The sequence below is a fragment of the Paenibacillus sp. JJ1722 genome, from assembly GCF_048282685.1.
GTDB classification, from domain to species: domain Bacteria; phylum Bacillota; class Bacilli; order Paenibacillales; family Paenibacillaceae; genus Paenibacillus; species Paenibacillus polymyxa_B.
This window is the reverse complement of sequence record NZ_CP182500.1, coordinates 1,234,319-1,251,022: the sequence shown is the minus strand read 5'-3', so window position 1 is coordinate 1,251,022 and position 16,704 is coordinate 1,234,319. Positions and strand designations below refer to the sequence as shown.

Genomic DNA, 16,704 nt, shown 5'->3' with positions numbered 1-16,704 from the left:
ATCATGCCTCACATGACGGCTTCTGTTATAGTTGCATTCCCCGTGTTTTCATCATGAGTTTATTCGTAAGCACTTTCAAATCCTCGGAAGAAGACGAAATTTCCTGCATAATTGCTGTCTCCTCATGAGCAGCTGTATAAATTTTGTGAGCTCCTTCAGAGAAGGCCCCTGACATTTGCTGAATACGATGGATCTGCTCAAAGGTTTGATCTACCCGGTTCGTCTGCTCCGTCACGGCTTCTTCCATTAAACGGATGCTCTCGACAAATTCACGTACAATAGCGTTCAAACGGTTCAGCGTCTGATCCACAGAGCTTGTCCGTTCCGCCTCAGCACTGACCAATGACGTCTGCTGATGCATCAACTGCACTGTCTCTACGATTTGTGACTGGACACGGCTAACGATGGCATTTATTTGCTGCACAGACTCCGTACTTTGGGCAGCAAGTGCGCGAATTTGGTGAGCCACTACAGCAAACCCGTTCCCTTCTTCTCCCGCACGCGCCGCTTCTATGGAAGCATTTAACGCCAGCAAATGGGTCTGTTCCGCAATATCCTTCACGGTGCTTGTAATCGCTTCAATTTGGGAAGCTTCTTTTTCCAGTCGGGCAATTACCTGCTGCGAACGACCATGTGATGCTGTCAGCTCTCCCATTCCATCCATCAGGGATGAAAATACGGTCTGCGTCGAATCTACTGAATGCTCCATATGGCCTGACAGTTCCAGCATATGCCCCGATTTGCTACGCATCATTTTAAAATCGCCCAGCATTCGGTCTGCTGTTTTAATAGATTGGGCAGATGCTTGCTTTTGCTGCTCCACGCCATTCAAAATATCTTCTACCACCGAAGACATGGACTCAATTTGTGTGGTAGCCTGCACAATAGCCAAGCTCAGATTTTCCGCACTTTGCGAAGTTGTTCTGGTGCTGTACGAGATCTCATTGAACATATCTTTAATGTTCAGCATCATATGCCGAAATGCATCATACAGAACTTTAATTTCATCCTCCGAACGACGTTCAGGAATCACAACAGACAGGTTCCCCGCCGAAGCTTCCTCTGCCGCCTTTGCCAACCTAACAATTGGCCGTGTGAGTAATTTTGAGATCAACCAGCCCAAAATGCCACTCCACAGAACACCCAATAACAGAATGATCGAAGTGTACACCCATTCTTGTGTACCTTGAGCAAGCCAGTCCTTGAGTACAAAAATAAAAAAAGCGCTTGTTCCATAGGTTATTGCAGAAATTGAGACAAATGCAGTAACCATTTTCGTACCTAGTGACATCTTCATGTACTGTAGCCCACCCCAAAAAACTCAAATTTGATTCCATTTTACCATAAAATTGCTACATTTCTAGTAGTATTTTTCATAGACAGATATATTCATGAGCATAAAGATACAGAGTCTTAAGTCCCCTACGCTAATTACCAAAAACAATATGTTACCAGGCAGCAGCTTGCATCTTAAAATGGACGAATCGCGCTGCTACAAGCTTTACAGGCCATTCGTCACATTTTAAGCGAGCTGTTACTCGACAAAGTCATTTTCCATTATTAAGAATCATTGTCATTTTTCCGTTCAACGACTGCTTTCTTAATCGCTTCAATTGTGTCTATTTGGTGACTGCTTTTTTCCAGTACGGTAAACTCCCATAAACCGATGGTCAGCTTCTCTCCTTGCTGGATATCAAAACGCTCTGAAAGCATCCATCCCCCAATTGTATATACGTCCCCGGCCTCAATATCCGTCTCCAAGCGTCGATTGACCTCATGAATGAGCGCCTGTGATTTGAGTATGTAACGATGATCATCTGTTTTTGTAATGAGTGGAGTTAACGCTGCGGGGGTTTCGGTGTCGGTATAGGAAGGAATGTCTCCAACAATCTCCTCCATAATGTCCTCCAGTGTGACAAGTCCAGATGTTCCACCATATTCGTCCACCAGCACCGCTACTGGAATGCGTCGTTTTTGCATCTGAATCAGCAGATCCCGAGCCTGAACCGTCTCGATAACCTGAAGCACCGGGTGAATATAAGAAGCCATCGTCGTATTCCCTGTGCTGTGCCCACGTGCCAAATCATGCAGGGCTTCCTTGACGCGAATCATCCCGATAATACGATCCCGGTCGCCATGTTCAGCTACAGGTAGAAAATTATAAACTTTGTCCTCGATCAGCTCCATAAACTCGGCCACTGTTGCCTGGTGGGAGATGGAACGGATGTGGATGCGCGGTACCATAATTTCCTGCGCCGCACGGTCGTCAAAATCAAATACATTGTTCAGATATCGATATTCTGTCGGTGTAATTTCACCACTACGAAAGCCTTCAGATAACGCCAAACGAAGCTCGGCTTCACTGAGTGCCGCATCTTCTTCAGATACCCTTTTGAGCCCGAAGAGACCCGTAATGACACGCGATGAACGACTGAGCACCCAATTCAGGGGATAGGTCATTTTATAGAATATCGTGATCGGACGGGCAAAAAACAATGCCATTGGTTCAGCAATCTGTATGGCGAATGTTTTCGGTACCAACTCCCCAATGACCACCTCGAAATAGGTCAAGATTAGAAAAGCCAGCAAAAAGGAGAGCACTCCCGTCAGGCCTGCTGGAATATGAGCCAACACAAACAGGGGATGTAGCAGATGTTCAACAGTAGATTCCCCTAGCCAGCCTAGCGCCATTGAGGTTAATGTGGTTCCGAGCTGACAAGCAGATAAATACTCGTCCAGCCGAGACAGAATGTTTTTAACGGCTTTCGCATTTTTGTTGCCTTCAGAGGCCAATTGATTGATGCGAGATACTCGCACACGAATAATGGAATACTCCGAGGCCACAAAAAAAGCAGTTAATGCGATAAGCAATATAACCAGAATGATATTTATCGTTTCCATAGCCCTCTCTTGCTCCGTTCATGACGAAGCAAGAAGCCCCCCCTTTGACATTCATTTTTGGATGGAACCATAACATAAGTAATGATGTCCATAATCGTGTATTACCCAAAAATGACAAGGAGTAGACTATGTATGCCCCTGTTAGCGAATCGCCAGCGGACTCTTTTGCACAATATCTATCCATTGATCAGCTATCAATTGATGCCCAACCGCTGTCGGATGAACCCCGTCATGCAGCCAATAGGAGGCGTCCGCCTGGATAGCGGCTTCGTTCAACATGCTCTGGAGCGGCACAAATACGGCCCCAAATTCGTCCGCAAGCTGACGTACAATACGCTGGTATCCCGTTATTTTTTCTTGCCAAATGTCCCATCGCGCCTCGGTAGCTCCCGTTTTCAAAATAAACGGCTCGCACAGCACGAGTCCCAGATCAGGCATCACTTCACGCGTTTCTTCCAGAAGGTGGCGATAGGCTCGTTCAAATCGGTCCGTCACCCCGGACGGCTCCTGCTCCACGATCCGCCAGGCGTCGTTCACTCCGATTAGAATACTGAGCAGGTCCGGCTTCAGGCTAAACGTGTCCTCATTCCAACGTGCATACAAATCCGAAACTCGATCCCCCGAAATTCCCCGGTTCACAAACTCTGGCTGCGTGGTAGTCAAACGGCTCCCCAACGCACCTGCGATCAGATACACATAGCTCTGACCCAGCCAATGGTTCGCGTCCTCATTTCGTCCCCTTCCTCCGTCTGTTATAGAATCTCCCTGAAAAAGAATACGTGCGTGTTCTATACTCGTCATCTTCCTAACTTCCTCCTTCGCATTTTCCAATAATACCCTTATCATACCTCGCAGCTTCTAAATTATAAAGCGGTTTCAAAACATAGAAGAATTATAGATTTGCCATATGGCCGGATTCACTAGCTTTAATTAGGGTAGGAATCCGGTGGCAAAGGCGATCAAGTCATTTCACATCGCTCGGTACTTACACACCTCACGAAAATTACAGCCTCCGCACGCTCTGCGTGAAGGCATCGGAGTGAAGAAAGATTCAGGCTTGGGGCGATTATAGTAATCGTCATCGAGACAGGACTTCATTTCCTCGATGTATCGTCCGACATTACCAACCACTTTGTCGATATCCTCTTGCGCGGGACGATACACCTCATGCTCTCCTGTCATCAGATACTCCACACGTACCTCGATCTTCTCCAATGGAAGCTGATAGTGCTCCTGCACATAGGAAGCATACAAAAAAAGTTGGTCGGAAAAATCGCCTTCCTTGCCTGTTTTCCAATCCACGATGACCAAGTCTCCATTGTCTCTACGGTAGAGCAAATCCATTTTGACATACACTTTCGTCTCGTGAAGGAGCATCGTATCCCACTTCTCCACTTCTACAATTTGGGCCTTTCCCTGTTGCAGTTCATGCCAAACCGCAGTACGGTATAAATTGTGTATCACCGCGTGCTGTCGCTCCTTAATAAGGGCGATCCGTTCCGAAAGCACCTCGTCGTCGTAATAAACCTCCGCCAGCATGACGCGATTTTTCGGATCTTGTAGCCATAGCTCACGGTGTAGCGATTCCTTGTAGCTGTCATTCAACATGTTCTTCATAGCTGTCTCGAGGTATGCTGTACGCGGGATAGCCCCTTTTTCCATCCATCCACGTATGACTGATTCACACATTTGATGCGTGATATTCCCGAATAAAATATATAAGTTGCTCAGTTGCTTGAGCCGATACAACGTAACTTGCTCTTCAGTGCCCTGTGCCGAATTCCAGCCATTATGCGAGCCGTAATAATGATAATAGTATTTGCGTAAGCATTCATCGAACGTTTGAGCCCTCGATTGCGAATAGGACCAGGACGGGTATATAGCCATGACAGGCCCTCCTTCATTAAAACTATCATCTCTTTATTATAACGCAAACCTAAGCTGTATCGGCGATAAAAAGGACAAAGACTTTAACCCATGGGTTAAAGTCTTCTACTGACTGACTAGTTTGTAAACTCTCAATGAGTCCGTTCAACATTTATCAAATCACTAACATTAACGGCACCGTCCTCACGGACGTTGACAACAAGTACCGGAGTTCCCAGCATTCCGCTGATCCACTCCTTATAATTATCCACATGATCATTCGGAAGAATCGTCAAGATGACACCAGCAAAGCCACCCCCATGTACCCTGCATGCGCTGTTATCTATTGATTGTAAATACATTTCGGTTAAAGCCAGTGCAACCGATACGTCTTGTTCCCGCGCAACCCCACTTCTATATACGTTTTGGAGCCATTTCCATGAGGAATTACCAGATTCGGTAATGAGCCTCAGGAAATCAGTAAAGCGCCCCTCCTCCAGTGATTTCACTTGTTCATCCACACGCCTATTTTCTTCAAAAAAATGCAACGCCCGCAGTACTGCACGGTCTCCTGCTTTTTCCCTGACCATTTTAAGGTTGGCATATAGATTCTCTGGCAATAAGTCACGACAAACCGAAGCGTCTAAAGACTGAGCCACTGCAAACATTTCGTTGGGCACCGCCGCGTAATCGTCCGTTAAATCAGCATGATTTCCGCCTGTATTTACAATAACGAGGGAATATCCGTTTTGTTCAAAATTCCAATGAACAGGATTTATGATCGGTTCCTTGGGATTTTCAAAGTCAATGGAAATCAAGCCGCCATACGCGCAAGCCATCTGATCGAGCAGTCCCGACGGCTTATTCCAATAGCTATTTTCCGCATACTGACCAATTTTGGATTTAGCAACTGCATCTAACGCTCCCTCGTTATAAAAATGATTTAATATCGTGCATATCAACATTTCAAAAGAAGCGGAAGAGCTTAAACCTGAGGCAGAGAATACATTACTTGATATATAAGCTTGGAATCCCCCGATACGGTATCCGAATTCAAGTAGACCAGCGGCAATACCACGGACCAGCAGCATCGTACTGTCATCCTCCGGTTTTGGCGACAAGTCTGTTAAATCGATGACGTACTTCGTCTTATAGCCTTCAGAAAAGAATGTAATTACAGACTCCTCCACCTTAGAAGCTGCAGCGATGGTATCGAGTGTTATACTGCCTGCCAGCACCTTCCCGTGATTGTGGTCTGTATGATTTCCACCAATTTCGCAACGTCCCGGAGCACTAAACAATTCAATATCCCCTACACCAAAATGCTCCCGATACGCCTGTATAAGTGATTCATATCGAGTCGTTTGCTCAGAGATTTGCTGTTGACCGTACATTCGGGCAAGCACCATTTGTCCCTCTCTGGAATTCAATAGTTCCATATCTTTCATCGTATATCCCCCTAATTGTATGTGTTTTCCTATGCTGGAATGATACTATAATTATCTCAATTTTCCCTGTATAAAAGTATGGCACTTTTAAAATTTGTAAGCGCTTATTTTAATCGCTTTACTGAGCATTTTACCAATTTAACTAAAAAAGAACCAGCCCTAATTGGGCCGGTTCCTTGAATATCTTTTTTAGTCGCGTTTCAGTACATATTCCCCATCATTGTTACGAGTTACTGTGGCGCCAAGCGCCTCGGCAACTGATTTGAAAGGAACATACAATGTGCCATATTCATCCGTATATGGAGCTTGTGGCAGCGTCAATGTGCTTCCTTCCAATACAGCCTGTTTGGAGCCACTTTTCAGCTTAATCGTCTTACCTGTAATATCATCAATTACAGTAGTTTGTTTAGCAGCTGCATCCCATTTTAACTCGGAGTTCAGTTCGCTCGTCAGTTCACGCAATGGAATAAAGGCAGTGCCACCACGATTCTCCAAGACGTAGTAATCGTCTTTAGGATCGAAAATGGTTTCTACTTTTGTAATTTCCAAATCATTTTTTAAAATGTTGTAGATCGGAGAATTCGCTTCAAAATTGCGCAGCGTCGCTCCCGGAGTTAATTCAGCTTGTTTATTCAAGTCAATAACACCGTTAGAAATATCCACTTTATCAGCCGTCACACTACCATTGACGTTCCAAGATTGAGTTTCGGTCAGAATTGTGAAGGACTTCACCGGAAGACCGTCCACATCTGGCAAAGCAACCGTCAGGTCTGTCGCCGCTTTGCGAACATTTCCTTTTTCATCAAAATACATGTCGCTTTTCAGAACCGTGTTAGCACTCAGAACCGTTTTGATTTCAGGGGACTGTGCATACATGGTGCTAACGCCTACATCATACTGATCAACGGCCAGATCCAAATACTTTTTAACTTCGGTATAAGCCTCATTGACCATTTTTTCTTTGTTAGCACTCAGTTCCGTTGTTACTTTATCACTACCTTCAATATTCATGCCGGAAGCAATCGTTTTAGTCATATCAATGGCTTGCCCGATCAGCTCTTTCAAGCCTGCTTCGTCCTTCGCCAGATTCGCCAGGAACGGTTTTACCAATGTTACCAGCTCATCACCACGAAGTTCAGCATGCAGATGGGTCAGTTTCACTTTGTCTTTTTCACCGTATACTTCCTCGGTTACAGACGTTGCAGAAATGGTAGAAGGGTTAGGCGCATGCTTGAGCATAAGTGCAGCGGCTGTTTTCGTCAGTTCTCTCACGTCTTTGGAATATACATATGGATCAAATCCAGTAGGCAGACCGCTCAAACTCTCTTGCGAGTTCAAAGATATGTAATAAGGTTTTTTGGCACCTTCCAGTTGAATAGCCAAACCTTGGCGGTCTAAAGCAAGTTCAAACGGCAAATTATACTTATCGATGTGCAATGTACCTTTGGCAGAAGCAAGTTCCTCCGATTGTACCTTGGCTTCATCCACAGTGACGGAAATCGAATTAATCAAATCTACGATTTCTTTATCTCCTTGCGTGATTCCTTCTTTTGGAGTCAATTTAAGAGAGATTTTCTCCGTTGTTTGCTGGGATTTCACATCAAGTGTTCCCAATAAATTTTTACTTACATCAAATCCACCTACTGCCTGGCAACCTGTCAAAGCTACCATTAACAGAATAAGAGGGACGGCGATCCATTTTTTTATATTCATATTAATCCCCTTTCAAGATATTTCCGTTATCTCTTCTATTATCTCAGTGTTAACACGCATTGTAAATGAGTAGAATGGAAAATAGAACTAGTCATTTAGGATCAATTTTCAGCCTGAAGCATTCGGTAAGCCAGTAGCGCCATCTCTAGGCAACGACGTTTGTCAGGGTCTGCCAGATTTCCCTCTATGATTTCATTAATTTTATCCAGCCGATTATAAAGGGTCTGTCTGTGAATGTACAAAATTCCGGCGGTATCACGCTTGGAGCCATGGGATTGAAAATAGGCATCCAGTGTATCCAGAAGCTGCATATGGTGCTCACGATCATGCGCAATCAGCCCGCCCAAATGGTCCTCTACGAACTCTTGTAGAAAAGGAATGCGGGGCACCGCCTTCAACAACTGATAGATTCCGATGCTGTCGTAAAACAACCGATCCTTCATGACTGGGACGCTTCGTGCCACTTCAATGACCTCATATGCCTCTTCAAAACTGCGATCCGTCCCCGTCATGCGATGCCTTACTTTACCAAAGCCTGCATGAATGCGCACCTTATCAAGCTGTCCTGCGGCATAGTTCTGAATATATTGAACAGTATGGGCAAGCACTTTTTTCATTTGCGCTGCGGAACGCAGTGTTAATTCCTCCTTGGCACAAAGGATGTAGCATTGACTCCCCTTCATCATCAGCAGATTGTGCAACGCTTCTTTTTTCAACAATGAACGAAGCAGCACTAGCACATCCTGATTGATGGATTCCTTGCGTACCTGACTGGCATCCTTGTCCTGATGTTCCACCTCGATGACCCCTGCCCAAAATAAATACTGTCCCTTCGATAACAATCGCAGGCCCATCCGGGTCTGGGCCTGTTCTTCACTGGGAAGCTGTCCGCTCAATACATCCTGAATCAATTCATTTTGATTACGCAGCAATCGGTCTTCAAGAAACTGTGTTCTCAGCACCAATGTAGCGGCTGCCTTGGCAGTGTAATCGAGTAACAGCGACATTTCTTCCGTTGGCATTTCACTATGCAGCACCAAACCTACTGCGGAAAACACCTGACCGAAGCATACAACGGGCTGGAACAAGACGGCGGTGGATTCATTCAGGTGAAACAGCAGATGCCCCTCCCGATCGGCTGTCATACTAGATTCCACTTCATTGGCATAAAAATCTGCAATACGGTCCGCTAGATCCGGCTGGACGGAAGGTACGAATCGATTGGTTTCAATGGAAGACATGTAGATGACCTGCCGGGCTGCATAGTCATGAAGCACACGCAAGAGGGCGTTCATATCAGTGCTGCGCAGGGTCTCCTGCTGAAGCTGACGTGAAAATCGCTCCAGATCTTTTAGGAGTTCATGATGTCGGTTAATAAGTAGGGAATGAATATCTTGTGTAATTTCAACAAAACGCACTGGCTGCTCAAATACGATGACCGGGAAGTGATGTCGTTCCGCCAACTCCAGAATTTCAGAGGGGATTTCATGAATGCTCGTGCCCAGCTCCACGCACAATCCCGCAGCTTCCGAGCGGATCAGTTGCTCCATATACTCGGCACGCTCTTCCCCCTTCCGTGTGAGCCACAGGCCGGTCGTCAAAATCAAGTCATGACGGCTCACAAACGGAGAAACATTTGTGATTTCTAGTACATGTACCCAACCCACACGGCGATTTACGCCCTGTTCCCCCGCAGCCAGTTTCGCCCGCCGGAAAACGGGACGTTCCAGCACATCCGCAATGGTAAATGTTTTTTTACCGTTCATCGGCATTCTCCTTATGTATATGTCTTTATGTCATTTTATATGACATATATTCATCAAAAAGTCGAGCCTTTAAGTCAGATAATCCGACAAAATGTATGATGTCAAGGAGCTTCCCCCCTTGTAAACTGTACCTAATCTAACATGAATTGCATTTATCGGCTTGAGTCCATGTAACTAATCGGCAAACTGCACAAAAATGATAGTGTAATTTTCTTAACAATTATTTTTAGGAGAGGTGAATGAAATGAAAATTGGGATTCCGAAAGAGATTAAAAACAACGAAAATCGTGTCGCTCTAACGCCTGCAGGTGCAGCTCAAATGATTCAACACGGACATCACGTATTTGTGGAAAGCCATGCAGGTGTTGAAAGCGGCTTTACGGATGGAGATTATGCCACTGCGGGTGCGACTCTTGTGCAACAAGCTGCGGACGTGTGGTCCCAGGCGGATCTGATTATCAAGGTAAAAGAGCCGCTCCCCTCTGAATACGGGTATTTTCGACCAGGATTGATTTTATTCACCTATCTGCATTTGGCTGCCGAGCCAGCACTGGCCCGCGCTTTAACAGACAACGGCGTAGCCGCCATTTCCTATGAGACGCTAGATGTTGAAGGCAGCCTCCCGCTGCTTACCCCGATGAGTGAGGTTGCCGGACGAATGGCTGTACAAATTGGAGCACAACTGCTGGAAAAACCAAAGGGTGGCAAAGGCATCCTGCTGGCAGGTGTGCCGGGGGTCAAACGCGGTAAAGTGACCATTATTGGCGGAGGGGTGGTCGGCACCAATGCTGCCAAGGTCGCCATCGGTCTCGGGGCAGATGTGACACTGATCGACCTGAGCCTGCAAAGACTGCGCCAACTGGACGATATTTTTGGCAATCAGCTCCATACGCTGGTGTCCACCCCGTCCAACATTGCTGAAGCCGTGGCGCAAAGTGATTTGCTGATCGGTGCTGTCCTGATCACTGGTGCCAAAGCCCCGCGGCTCGTAACGGAAGCCATGGTACAGACGATGCAGCCCGGCTCTGTGATTGTGGATGTCGCCATCGACCAAGGCGGCATAGTCGAGACGATTGACCACATCACGACACACGACCAGCCTACCTATGTGAAGCATGGCGTCATTCACTATGCGGTAGCAAACATGCCGGGCGCGGTACCGCAAACCTCGACGCTCGCTCTGACGAACGCGACGCTCCCCTTTGCTCTCCAGCTCGCAGATTTGGGTGTGCAGGAGGCGCTTCGCAGAAGCAAGCCACTGCTTAGCGGCACCAATGTCCTGAACGGACATATTACCTACGAAGCAGTCGCACGTGATCTGGGATATCCTTATGTTCCCGTGGAACAGGCATGGCAGGCGAAAGCCTTACAATAGAAACAGCTCAAAGAACCACACGCTCTTCCCAGCAGGGACTGGAGCGTGTGGTTCTTTTTGTGCTAGCTGTATTCACCATACTTACTGCATTTCAGACGATTTCTGACGAAAGGAACGTTTGAAGATGGCGATAAATATCTGTGATTTCTTCCAGCGACATGCGTACCAGTCCGCTAGACGAAGGTGCCACAAATTCATGCATCTCGGGAATTAGCGGTTCAGGCTGAAATCCCCAATCTACTTTGGATTTTTTACTGTATTCGGTGTACACGCCTTTGCCGACAAAGCAAGCAACCCTCGGGCGGTATTCCTTTAGCTTCTCGTATAGCTTCAGACGTCCTTCGGCGTATTCCTCGCGTGCAATGTCCTCTACTCCCCTCGTAGGACGGGAAACAATGTTCGTAAAGCCGAAGCCCAGCTTCAGCAGCTCCCGATCTTCCGATGGATCGTACAAGCGAGGTGTCAAGCCTGCTCCCTCCAGTATGCGCCAAAAGCGGTTGCGCGGATTCGCATAATGATGTCCTACCTCGCCTGATTTCAAGCTGGGATTAAAGCCGATGAATACAACGGATAATCCATAATCCAGATGATCATCTACCTCATGCAGTTCTGTCTCTCGCTCTGTCATGGGCTCCTTCTTTCTCAAACAATATCCAGCGGCTGCTTCCGCGTTGGCGGAGAAAAAGCTTCGTCTATTTGTTGAAGTTGTTCAGGAGTGAGCCGAATACTTGCTGCCGCTGCATTTTCTCGTACATGCGATTCCTGCACCGCCTTCGGAATTGCCCAGACATCACCGTCCCGTATGACCCACGCGAGCGCAATTTGGGATGGAGTTACCCCGTGGCTGGCAGCAATGTCTACCATAACAGGATGCTCCAGCAGACCCCGTCGCAAGCGGCCACCTTGGGCAATCGGGCAATAGGCCATCACAGGCACTCCATGCGTACGGCTCCAAGGTAGCAGATCATATTCGATGCCCCGCGAAGCCGCGTGATACAGCACTTGATTGACAGTGCAGGCTTCGCCTCCACCCAGGCTCCATAGCTCCTCCATGTCGGATTTGTCCAGATTGGACACTCCCCAGCTACGGATTTTGCCCTGCTCACGCAGTTTTTCCATGCCTTGTACCGTTTCTTCCAGCGGAATATTCCCGCGCCAATGCAACAGATACATGTCCATGTACTCTGTTCCCATTCGTGTTAGGCTCGCTTCGCACGCTTGAGCCAGTCCTTGGCGGTCCGCATGATGAGGATACGCCTTGCTAACAAGATAGACATCGTCCCGGCGACCCCGAATGGCCTCTCCGACGATCTCTTCTGCGCCGCCCTCCGCATACATTTCAGCCGTGTCCACCAGCGTCATACCCAGCTCCAAGCCTAGTTGAAGCGCGCGCACCTCTTCCTGCCGGAGTGACGCTTTTTCCCCCATATGCCACGTGCCCTGCCCGATTAGTGGTACTTCACGACCGTCAGTCCATCTAATCACACTTTTCTTATGTTGGCTCATATTCATCCCTCCTTAGGATCCTGATGCCACAGGCTTGTCAAATACATGGCTCTGCGTCCAATGCTGTCCACCATCCGAGGTGGTATACATAACTGGGGCCTGCTCTGAATCTGAGAAAATAGCCCAGCCTTCCTTGGCATTTGCCATCCCGATTTGCTGACCGCCATAACCGTCAAAGCCTTGCTTGCCATTGTTCCACGTCTTGCCGCCGTCAGTCGTCCAGCCGATGGTATTGGGCTTGTCGCACGGTGCGCAGTAGCCACCCATCCATGCGGTACTGCTATTAACCGGATAGAGCATACCTGGTGCCGTCCCTTCATTTTTGGCAACCTGGTTGTCTTGCTGGCTAATACCTGGTGCCGGACCGCCGCCAGCAGTGGCATTCGCCAGCACAGCACGCCAGCTTTGTCCGCTATCGGCAGTATGCCAAAGCGAATACGACGTCTGATTCATCCCCGTATCTCCAACCAGCTCGATCCATGCGTTGCCACGTTCTACCGAACGAATAATGGCTCCATTTAGAGGCGCCTCCGTTGTCCGTGACATGACAGTAGTCCACTTTTGGCCCCCGTTAACCGTGTGTAAAATCTGAAACGAACGGTCTGTGTCCTGCGTAACTGCCCAGCCGTTTTGCTGATCATGGTAATATGGCTGTCCTACCAAGTGGCCAGGCACGGGGAGCGAGGACCAGCTTTGCCCGCCATCCTTCGTATATTGGTTGCCACTGAACCCTTCCTTGGATGATACAAAGTGTAAAAAGCCCGCTTGCCCTTGCTCAGGTACAGTCCCGACAACCTCCCAGCGTTTGCCGCCATCGCGAGTGGCCAGCAGCGATCCGCTGTCTGCCATAACAGCCCAAGCCTGCTGTCCGTTCAAGGCAAAAATCTGCTGAACCGTACCTTGGCCCTGATATTGCACATTCCACGTCGATCCGACTGAATCGGATGCAATCGCGTCCGTACGGGCAATCCAGCCATTTCCGCCGATCCAGCCGGATTGGCCGTCGATCAAACGCAGCGCGGTAATATTGTCCATGCGGACCTTCGCTATCGTAGTGTCTGTGGTTGCTTGTCCTCCTGTTTTCGGTGTATCTACAGTGGTTCCTGAACCATTCGCTTGTGCCGAGGTGACACCCTTTTGCTCATTTTGAGCTGTTTGTCCTGTTTCCGAACTTGTTTGTGAGCCTGTTTCACACCCCGCTGTCACTATGGCTACGGCGAGTAAAAGCACCCAGACCGATGTTTTTTTCTTCATTTTCGTTCATCCCCTTATGTTGGTGATATACATGCTGTGCGGGTATTGTATTCACAGCAAAGCATATTCTATGTATTACCCTGCTGTCTTCGTTTCACTCTTAAGGTGAATATACGGTGACTGTATGCGAATCATCGTTACAGGATTACGAGTTTACAGGAACAAAGCCACCCTTTTCGATGGCCCGGGCTCCTGCTTCGCTTTGCAGCCATTCGAGTAATCGTTGCATCGAAGGGCTTGGTTTCTCGCCTTCCCGTGTGACCACGAACAGTTGAGCTGTGAATGGATATTGTTTCGAGCGAATGTGCTCTTTGTTCGGCTTCACTCCATCAATAGACAAAAATTTGACCTCTTGACGATTATGCATCACATTTGCAAAATAATAAAATGAATATCCGAGCGCGTTGTAATCCTTGTTAAAATCTGCGACCGCATTAATCATACCACCCATAATGCCAATTTGTAGTTCACGTGGCGGGTCAGCCATTTCATGGCCTCCCATCACTTTCTTTTGCATATATGTCTGACTGCCTGAATTTTCTTCTCGCTGGTAAGCAATAATCGGCTGATCCTTGCCCCCTACTTCATTCCAATTATGGATAGCCCCTTCATATATACGACGAACCTGCTCCGAAGAAAGTCCCTTAACCGGATTGTCTTGATGCACGAGAAAAATAAACGCATCCCACCCAATGGGCGTGAGCCTCATTTGTATTCCCCGACTTTTCGCCAGACGCAGTTCCTCATCGGAAGGACCGGCCACCAGAATCAGATCCGCCTTCTTTTCGATTAAATTGACATATGCCTGATGAGTCGTGTTGAATCTCAGCTCGTGCGCCGCTCGCGCCTTGCTCATTCCAGTCAGTTCATGCAGCATATCCTGCGCAAACGGAATGGCCGCCGTAGCCCCGTCAACTACCGGAAAATCCTTCTCTGCAATGTACGGGCGTTGAGGAAGCATCAGTGTAATCGTCAGCACAATGACGAGCGCAGCAGATATCGCGGCAACAATCCATTGCCATCTATGATCCACCTTACCATTCTTGTCGGTTAGCGCTGGATAACGATTCACCCCAACTCCTACTACCATGCCAGCTATCGGCAGCAGTGCTGCCAGTAGAAACCAGATTTCACCATGCTGTGTATATGGCCCCAGTACCTCCAACACAGGCTCTGCCCAGGCGTGATAGAGTGAAAAAAGTTCCCACGCCCCTCCCCACACTTCAGCAGGTTGACCACCAGACCCTTGTATTCCTATAATCCACAACCACAGCCCACATATTAATGATAATAGCCCGGTCAGCATCAGCGGAAGCTTGCCCATGCTGGACATACGTGCACTCAAGGCACCATAAGCTGCAAAGATGAGACCGATAATCCATGCATATAGAAGCAGTATTACAATCACAGTTGTATCCGTCACACCTTCATGCCTCAGCAAAAGCTGCACTTGGGGTGCCACAACCATACTCCAAACTACATTAAACATGACTGAAAACAATCCAAACATAAACGTACCGCCCAGCCATGGCCAAAACCATGCTATCCGCACAGACTCGTCCTTTTCCGGCTTGGTTATAACTCCCTTTGGATCAGACATGTACATCCCCCTATATCTAATGAATGAAATGAGACTGTAAGCCATTGCTTCTTCATTGTACAATTATGGTAAAGATTAGTATACGAGAGGAGGATAAAAATGTCCTTATCCGATCATCCGAATCATACATCTGATGTAACCTTGCTCCGAAAAGCACATGATGATCTATGGCATTCCTTACAGCACATTCCCAGCGATGAAGCACTCAAGCTACTTCACAGCTTTGCAAGCCAGGTAGCGTTCTATCACGAGAAAAAGGACAAGGAGGCGGACTGTAAAAACTACTTCCGAACTCCCTTGCCCTATATAGCGATAGCCGTTGGTATTTCACTGCCAACCGCCATGTGGCTTCTGATATTGTTCTTACCTTAATGCTTATGGCAAAAAAGGCCTCCCCCACGGGAAAGACCTTTTTGGTATCGAATCTTCTTTATATTGCTCTGGCATGGATCAAAAAACGGTGCTGCTTCACGTCCCAGTACCCATCACGTTGGATATCCAAATACAGACCATACAGCTGTTCTATATATTTCTCTGGCTGAAAGTCTGCAATCTGCCATTCAATGGCTTTTAAATAGTAGACAAATGCTCCAATATCGTAAAACCGCTGTACTGGAAACTGCTCCTGCTGCTCTACAATTTCGAAACCATTGCTTTTCAAACCTGCAAGTGCTTGAGAGAGGGTCCAGTCCGCATACTCGTAATCAGGCGCTCCCAAACGGTCGTTGATGCCCGCACAATCCAGGCCCCCTACCTGTTGAGTCAAAAACGTCCCACCTGGTCGTAAAATACGTCGTACCTCCGTTGGCGAAAATGACTCATGCTTATTCAGCACAAGATCGAACCCGGCATCGCCAAACGGAAGGGAATTGTCATCCTGTATAGCCATAACGCGCACGCCCAGCGGCTCCAACCTTTCCTTGGCGATAGGAACATTCGGTGCATATGCTTCTGTCGCACATACGATCTCTGGAAAAGGGCGTAGCCGAGATAATAGCTCTCCCCCGCCTGTTCCCATATCCAGCATCGCCTTGGATGAATGAATAAACTTCATAGCCTTGCTGACATAAGACCAGTCCAAAGGCTCGCTCGCCACACGTCCCGTAACCGAGATGAATGAAAAATCCCATCCAGAAAATGACTGCTTATGATGCTCCAAGAACTGTAGAAATTCACGATCTTCTGTATATTTCATATTGTATTGCTCCTCCATCATTGAACTGTACGTTATTGATCTCTTCTCTCTGTTTGTTCTATGTTGTATCTCTCTATGCC

Annotated in this window: 14 protein-coding genes; 2 read left to right on the top strand and 12 right to left on the bottom strand. The window is 47.5% G+C overall.

Annotated features, from left to right (window positions below; all coding sequences use genetic code 11):
- Positions 1-25 precede the first annotated feature (25 nt).
- The 7 genes from ACM1ND_RS05650 to ACM1ND_RS05620 form a co-directional block, all read right to left on the bottom strand.
- The gene (locus ACM1ND_RS05650; protein ID WP_023987309.1) at positions 26-1,297 is read right to left on the bottom strand and encodes a methyl-accepting chemotaxis protein; all 1,272 of its coding nucleotides are present in this window, start codon (positions 1,295-1,297) and stop codon (positions 26-28) included.
- 263 nt (positions 1,298-1,560) lie between these two features.
- Entirely contained in the window at positions 1,561-2,901 is a 1,341-nt protein-coding gene (locus ACM1ND_RS05645) for a hemolysin family protein (RefSeq protein WP_023987308.1), read from the bottom strand.
- Between the two features lie 141 nt (positions 2,902-3,042).
- Positions 3,043-3,702, bottom strand: a complete 660-nt coding sequence (locus tag ACM1ND_RS05640) for an SGNH/GDSL hydrolase family protein (RefSeq protein WP_179085432.1) — start codon at positions 3,700-3,702, stop codon at positions 3,043-3,045.
- A gap of 168 nt (positions 3,703-3,870) precedes the next feature.
- On the bottom strand, positions 3,871-4,788 hold the full coding sequence (locus ACM1ND_RS05635; RefSeq protein ID WP_023987306.1) for a PD-(D/E)XK nuclease family protein: 918 nt from the start codon (positions 4,786-4,788) through the stop codon (positions 3,871-3,873).
- 131 nt (positions 4,789-4,919) lie between these two features.
- Positions 4,920-6,215 (bottom strand): galactokinase, encoded by a 1,296-nt coding sequence (locus tag ACM1ND_RS05630; protein ID WP_418027223.1) that lies wholly within the window; start codon positions 6,213-6,215, stop codon positions 4,920-4,922.
- 189 nt (positions 6,216-6,404) lie between these two features.
- Positions 6,405-7,928 (bottom strand): copper amine oxidase N-terminal domain-containing protein, encoded by a 1,524-nt coding sequence (locus tag ACM1ND_RS05625; RefSeq protein WP_418027221.1) that lies wholly within the window; start codon positions 7,926-7,928, stop codon positions 6,405-6,407.
- 101 nt (positions 7,929-8,029) lie between these two features.
- Complete coding sequence (locus ACM1ND_RS05620; RefSeq protein ID WP_418027219.1) at positions 8,030-9,694, bottom strand: PucR family transcriptional regulator; 1,665 nt, start codon at positions 9,692-9,694, stop codon at positions 8,030-8,032.
- 244 nt (positions 9,695-9,938) lie between these two features.
- Between ACM1ND_RS05620 and ald the strand changes: the two genes are divergently transcribed.
- A complete protein-coding gene (gene ald / locus ACM1ND_RS05615; protein ID WP_023987303.1) occupies positions 9,939-11,069 on the top strand; it encodes an alanine dehydrogenase in 1,131 nt (376 codons plus the stop codon).
- A 91-nt stretch (positions 11,070-11,160) separates the two neighbouring features.
- Here the strand turns inward: ald and ACM1ND_RS05610 are convergent, their stop codons facing one another.
- The 4 genes from ACM1ND_RS05610 to ACM1ND_RS05595 form a co-directional block, all read right to left on the bottom strand.
- Positions 11,161-11,697: a mismatch-specific DNA-glycosylase gene (locus ACM1ND_RS05610; RefSeq protein WP_028543200.1), complete on the bottom strand. Its 537-nt coding sequence runs from the start codon at positions 11,695-11,697 to the stop codon at positions 11,161-11,163.
- Between the two features lie 14 nt (positions 11,698-11,711).
- A complete protein-coding gene (locus ACM1ND_RS05605) occupies positions 11,712-12,575 on the bottom strand; it encodes an aldo/keto reductase (protein WP_028543201.1) in 864 nt (287 codons plus the stop codon).
- A gap of 12 nt (positions 12,576-12,587) precedes the next feature.
- Complete coding sequence (locus ACM1ND_RS05600) at positions 12,588-13,829, bottom strand: hypothetical protein (protein WP_341058038.1); 1,242 nt, start codon at positions 13,827-13,829, stop codon at positions 12,588-12,590.
- A gap of 145 nt (positions 13,830-13,974) precedes the next feature.
- Positions 13,975-15,429 carry a PstS family phosphate ABC transporter substrate-binding protein gene (locus ACM1ND_RS05595; protein ID WP_068938477.1) on the bottom strand — a complete coding sequence of 485 codons (1,455 nt, stop codon included), beginning with the start codon at positions 15,427-15,429 and terminating at the stop codon, positions 13,975-13,977.
- A 99-nt stretch (positions 15,430-15,528) separates the two neighbouring features.
- On the opposite strand from ACM1ND_RS05595, the gene ACM1ND_RS05590 reads away from it, so the two are divergent.
- Positions 15,529-15,801 carry a hypothetical protein gene (locus ACM1ND_RS05590; RefSeq protein WP_023987298.1) on the top strand — a complete coding sequence of 91 codons (273 nt, stop codon included), beginning with the start codon at positions 15,529-15,531 and terminating at the stop codon, positions 15,799-15,801.
- A 58-nt stretch (positions 15,802-15,859) separates the two neighbouring features.
- Here ACM1ND_RS05590 and ACM1ND_RS05585 read toward each other — a convergent pair whose 3' ends face one another.
- The gene (locus ACM1ND_RS05585) at positions 15,860-16,624 is read right to left on the bottom strand and encodes a methyltransferase domain-containing protein (RefSeq protein WP_418027215.1); all 765 of its coding nucleotides are present in this window, start codon (positions 16,622-16,624) and stop codon (positions 15,860-15,862) included.
- Between the last annotated feature and the right edge of the window lie 80 nt (positions 16,625-16,704).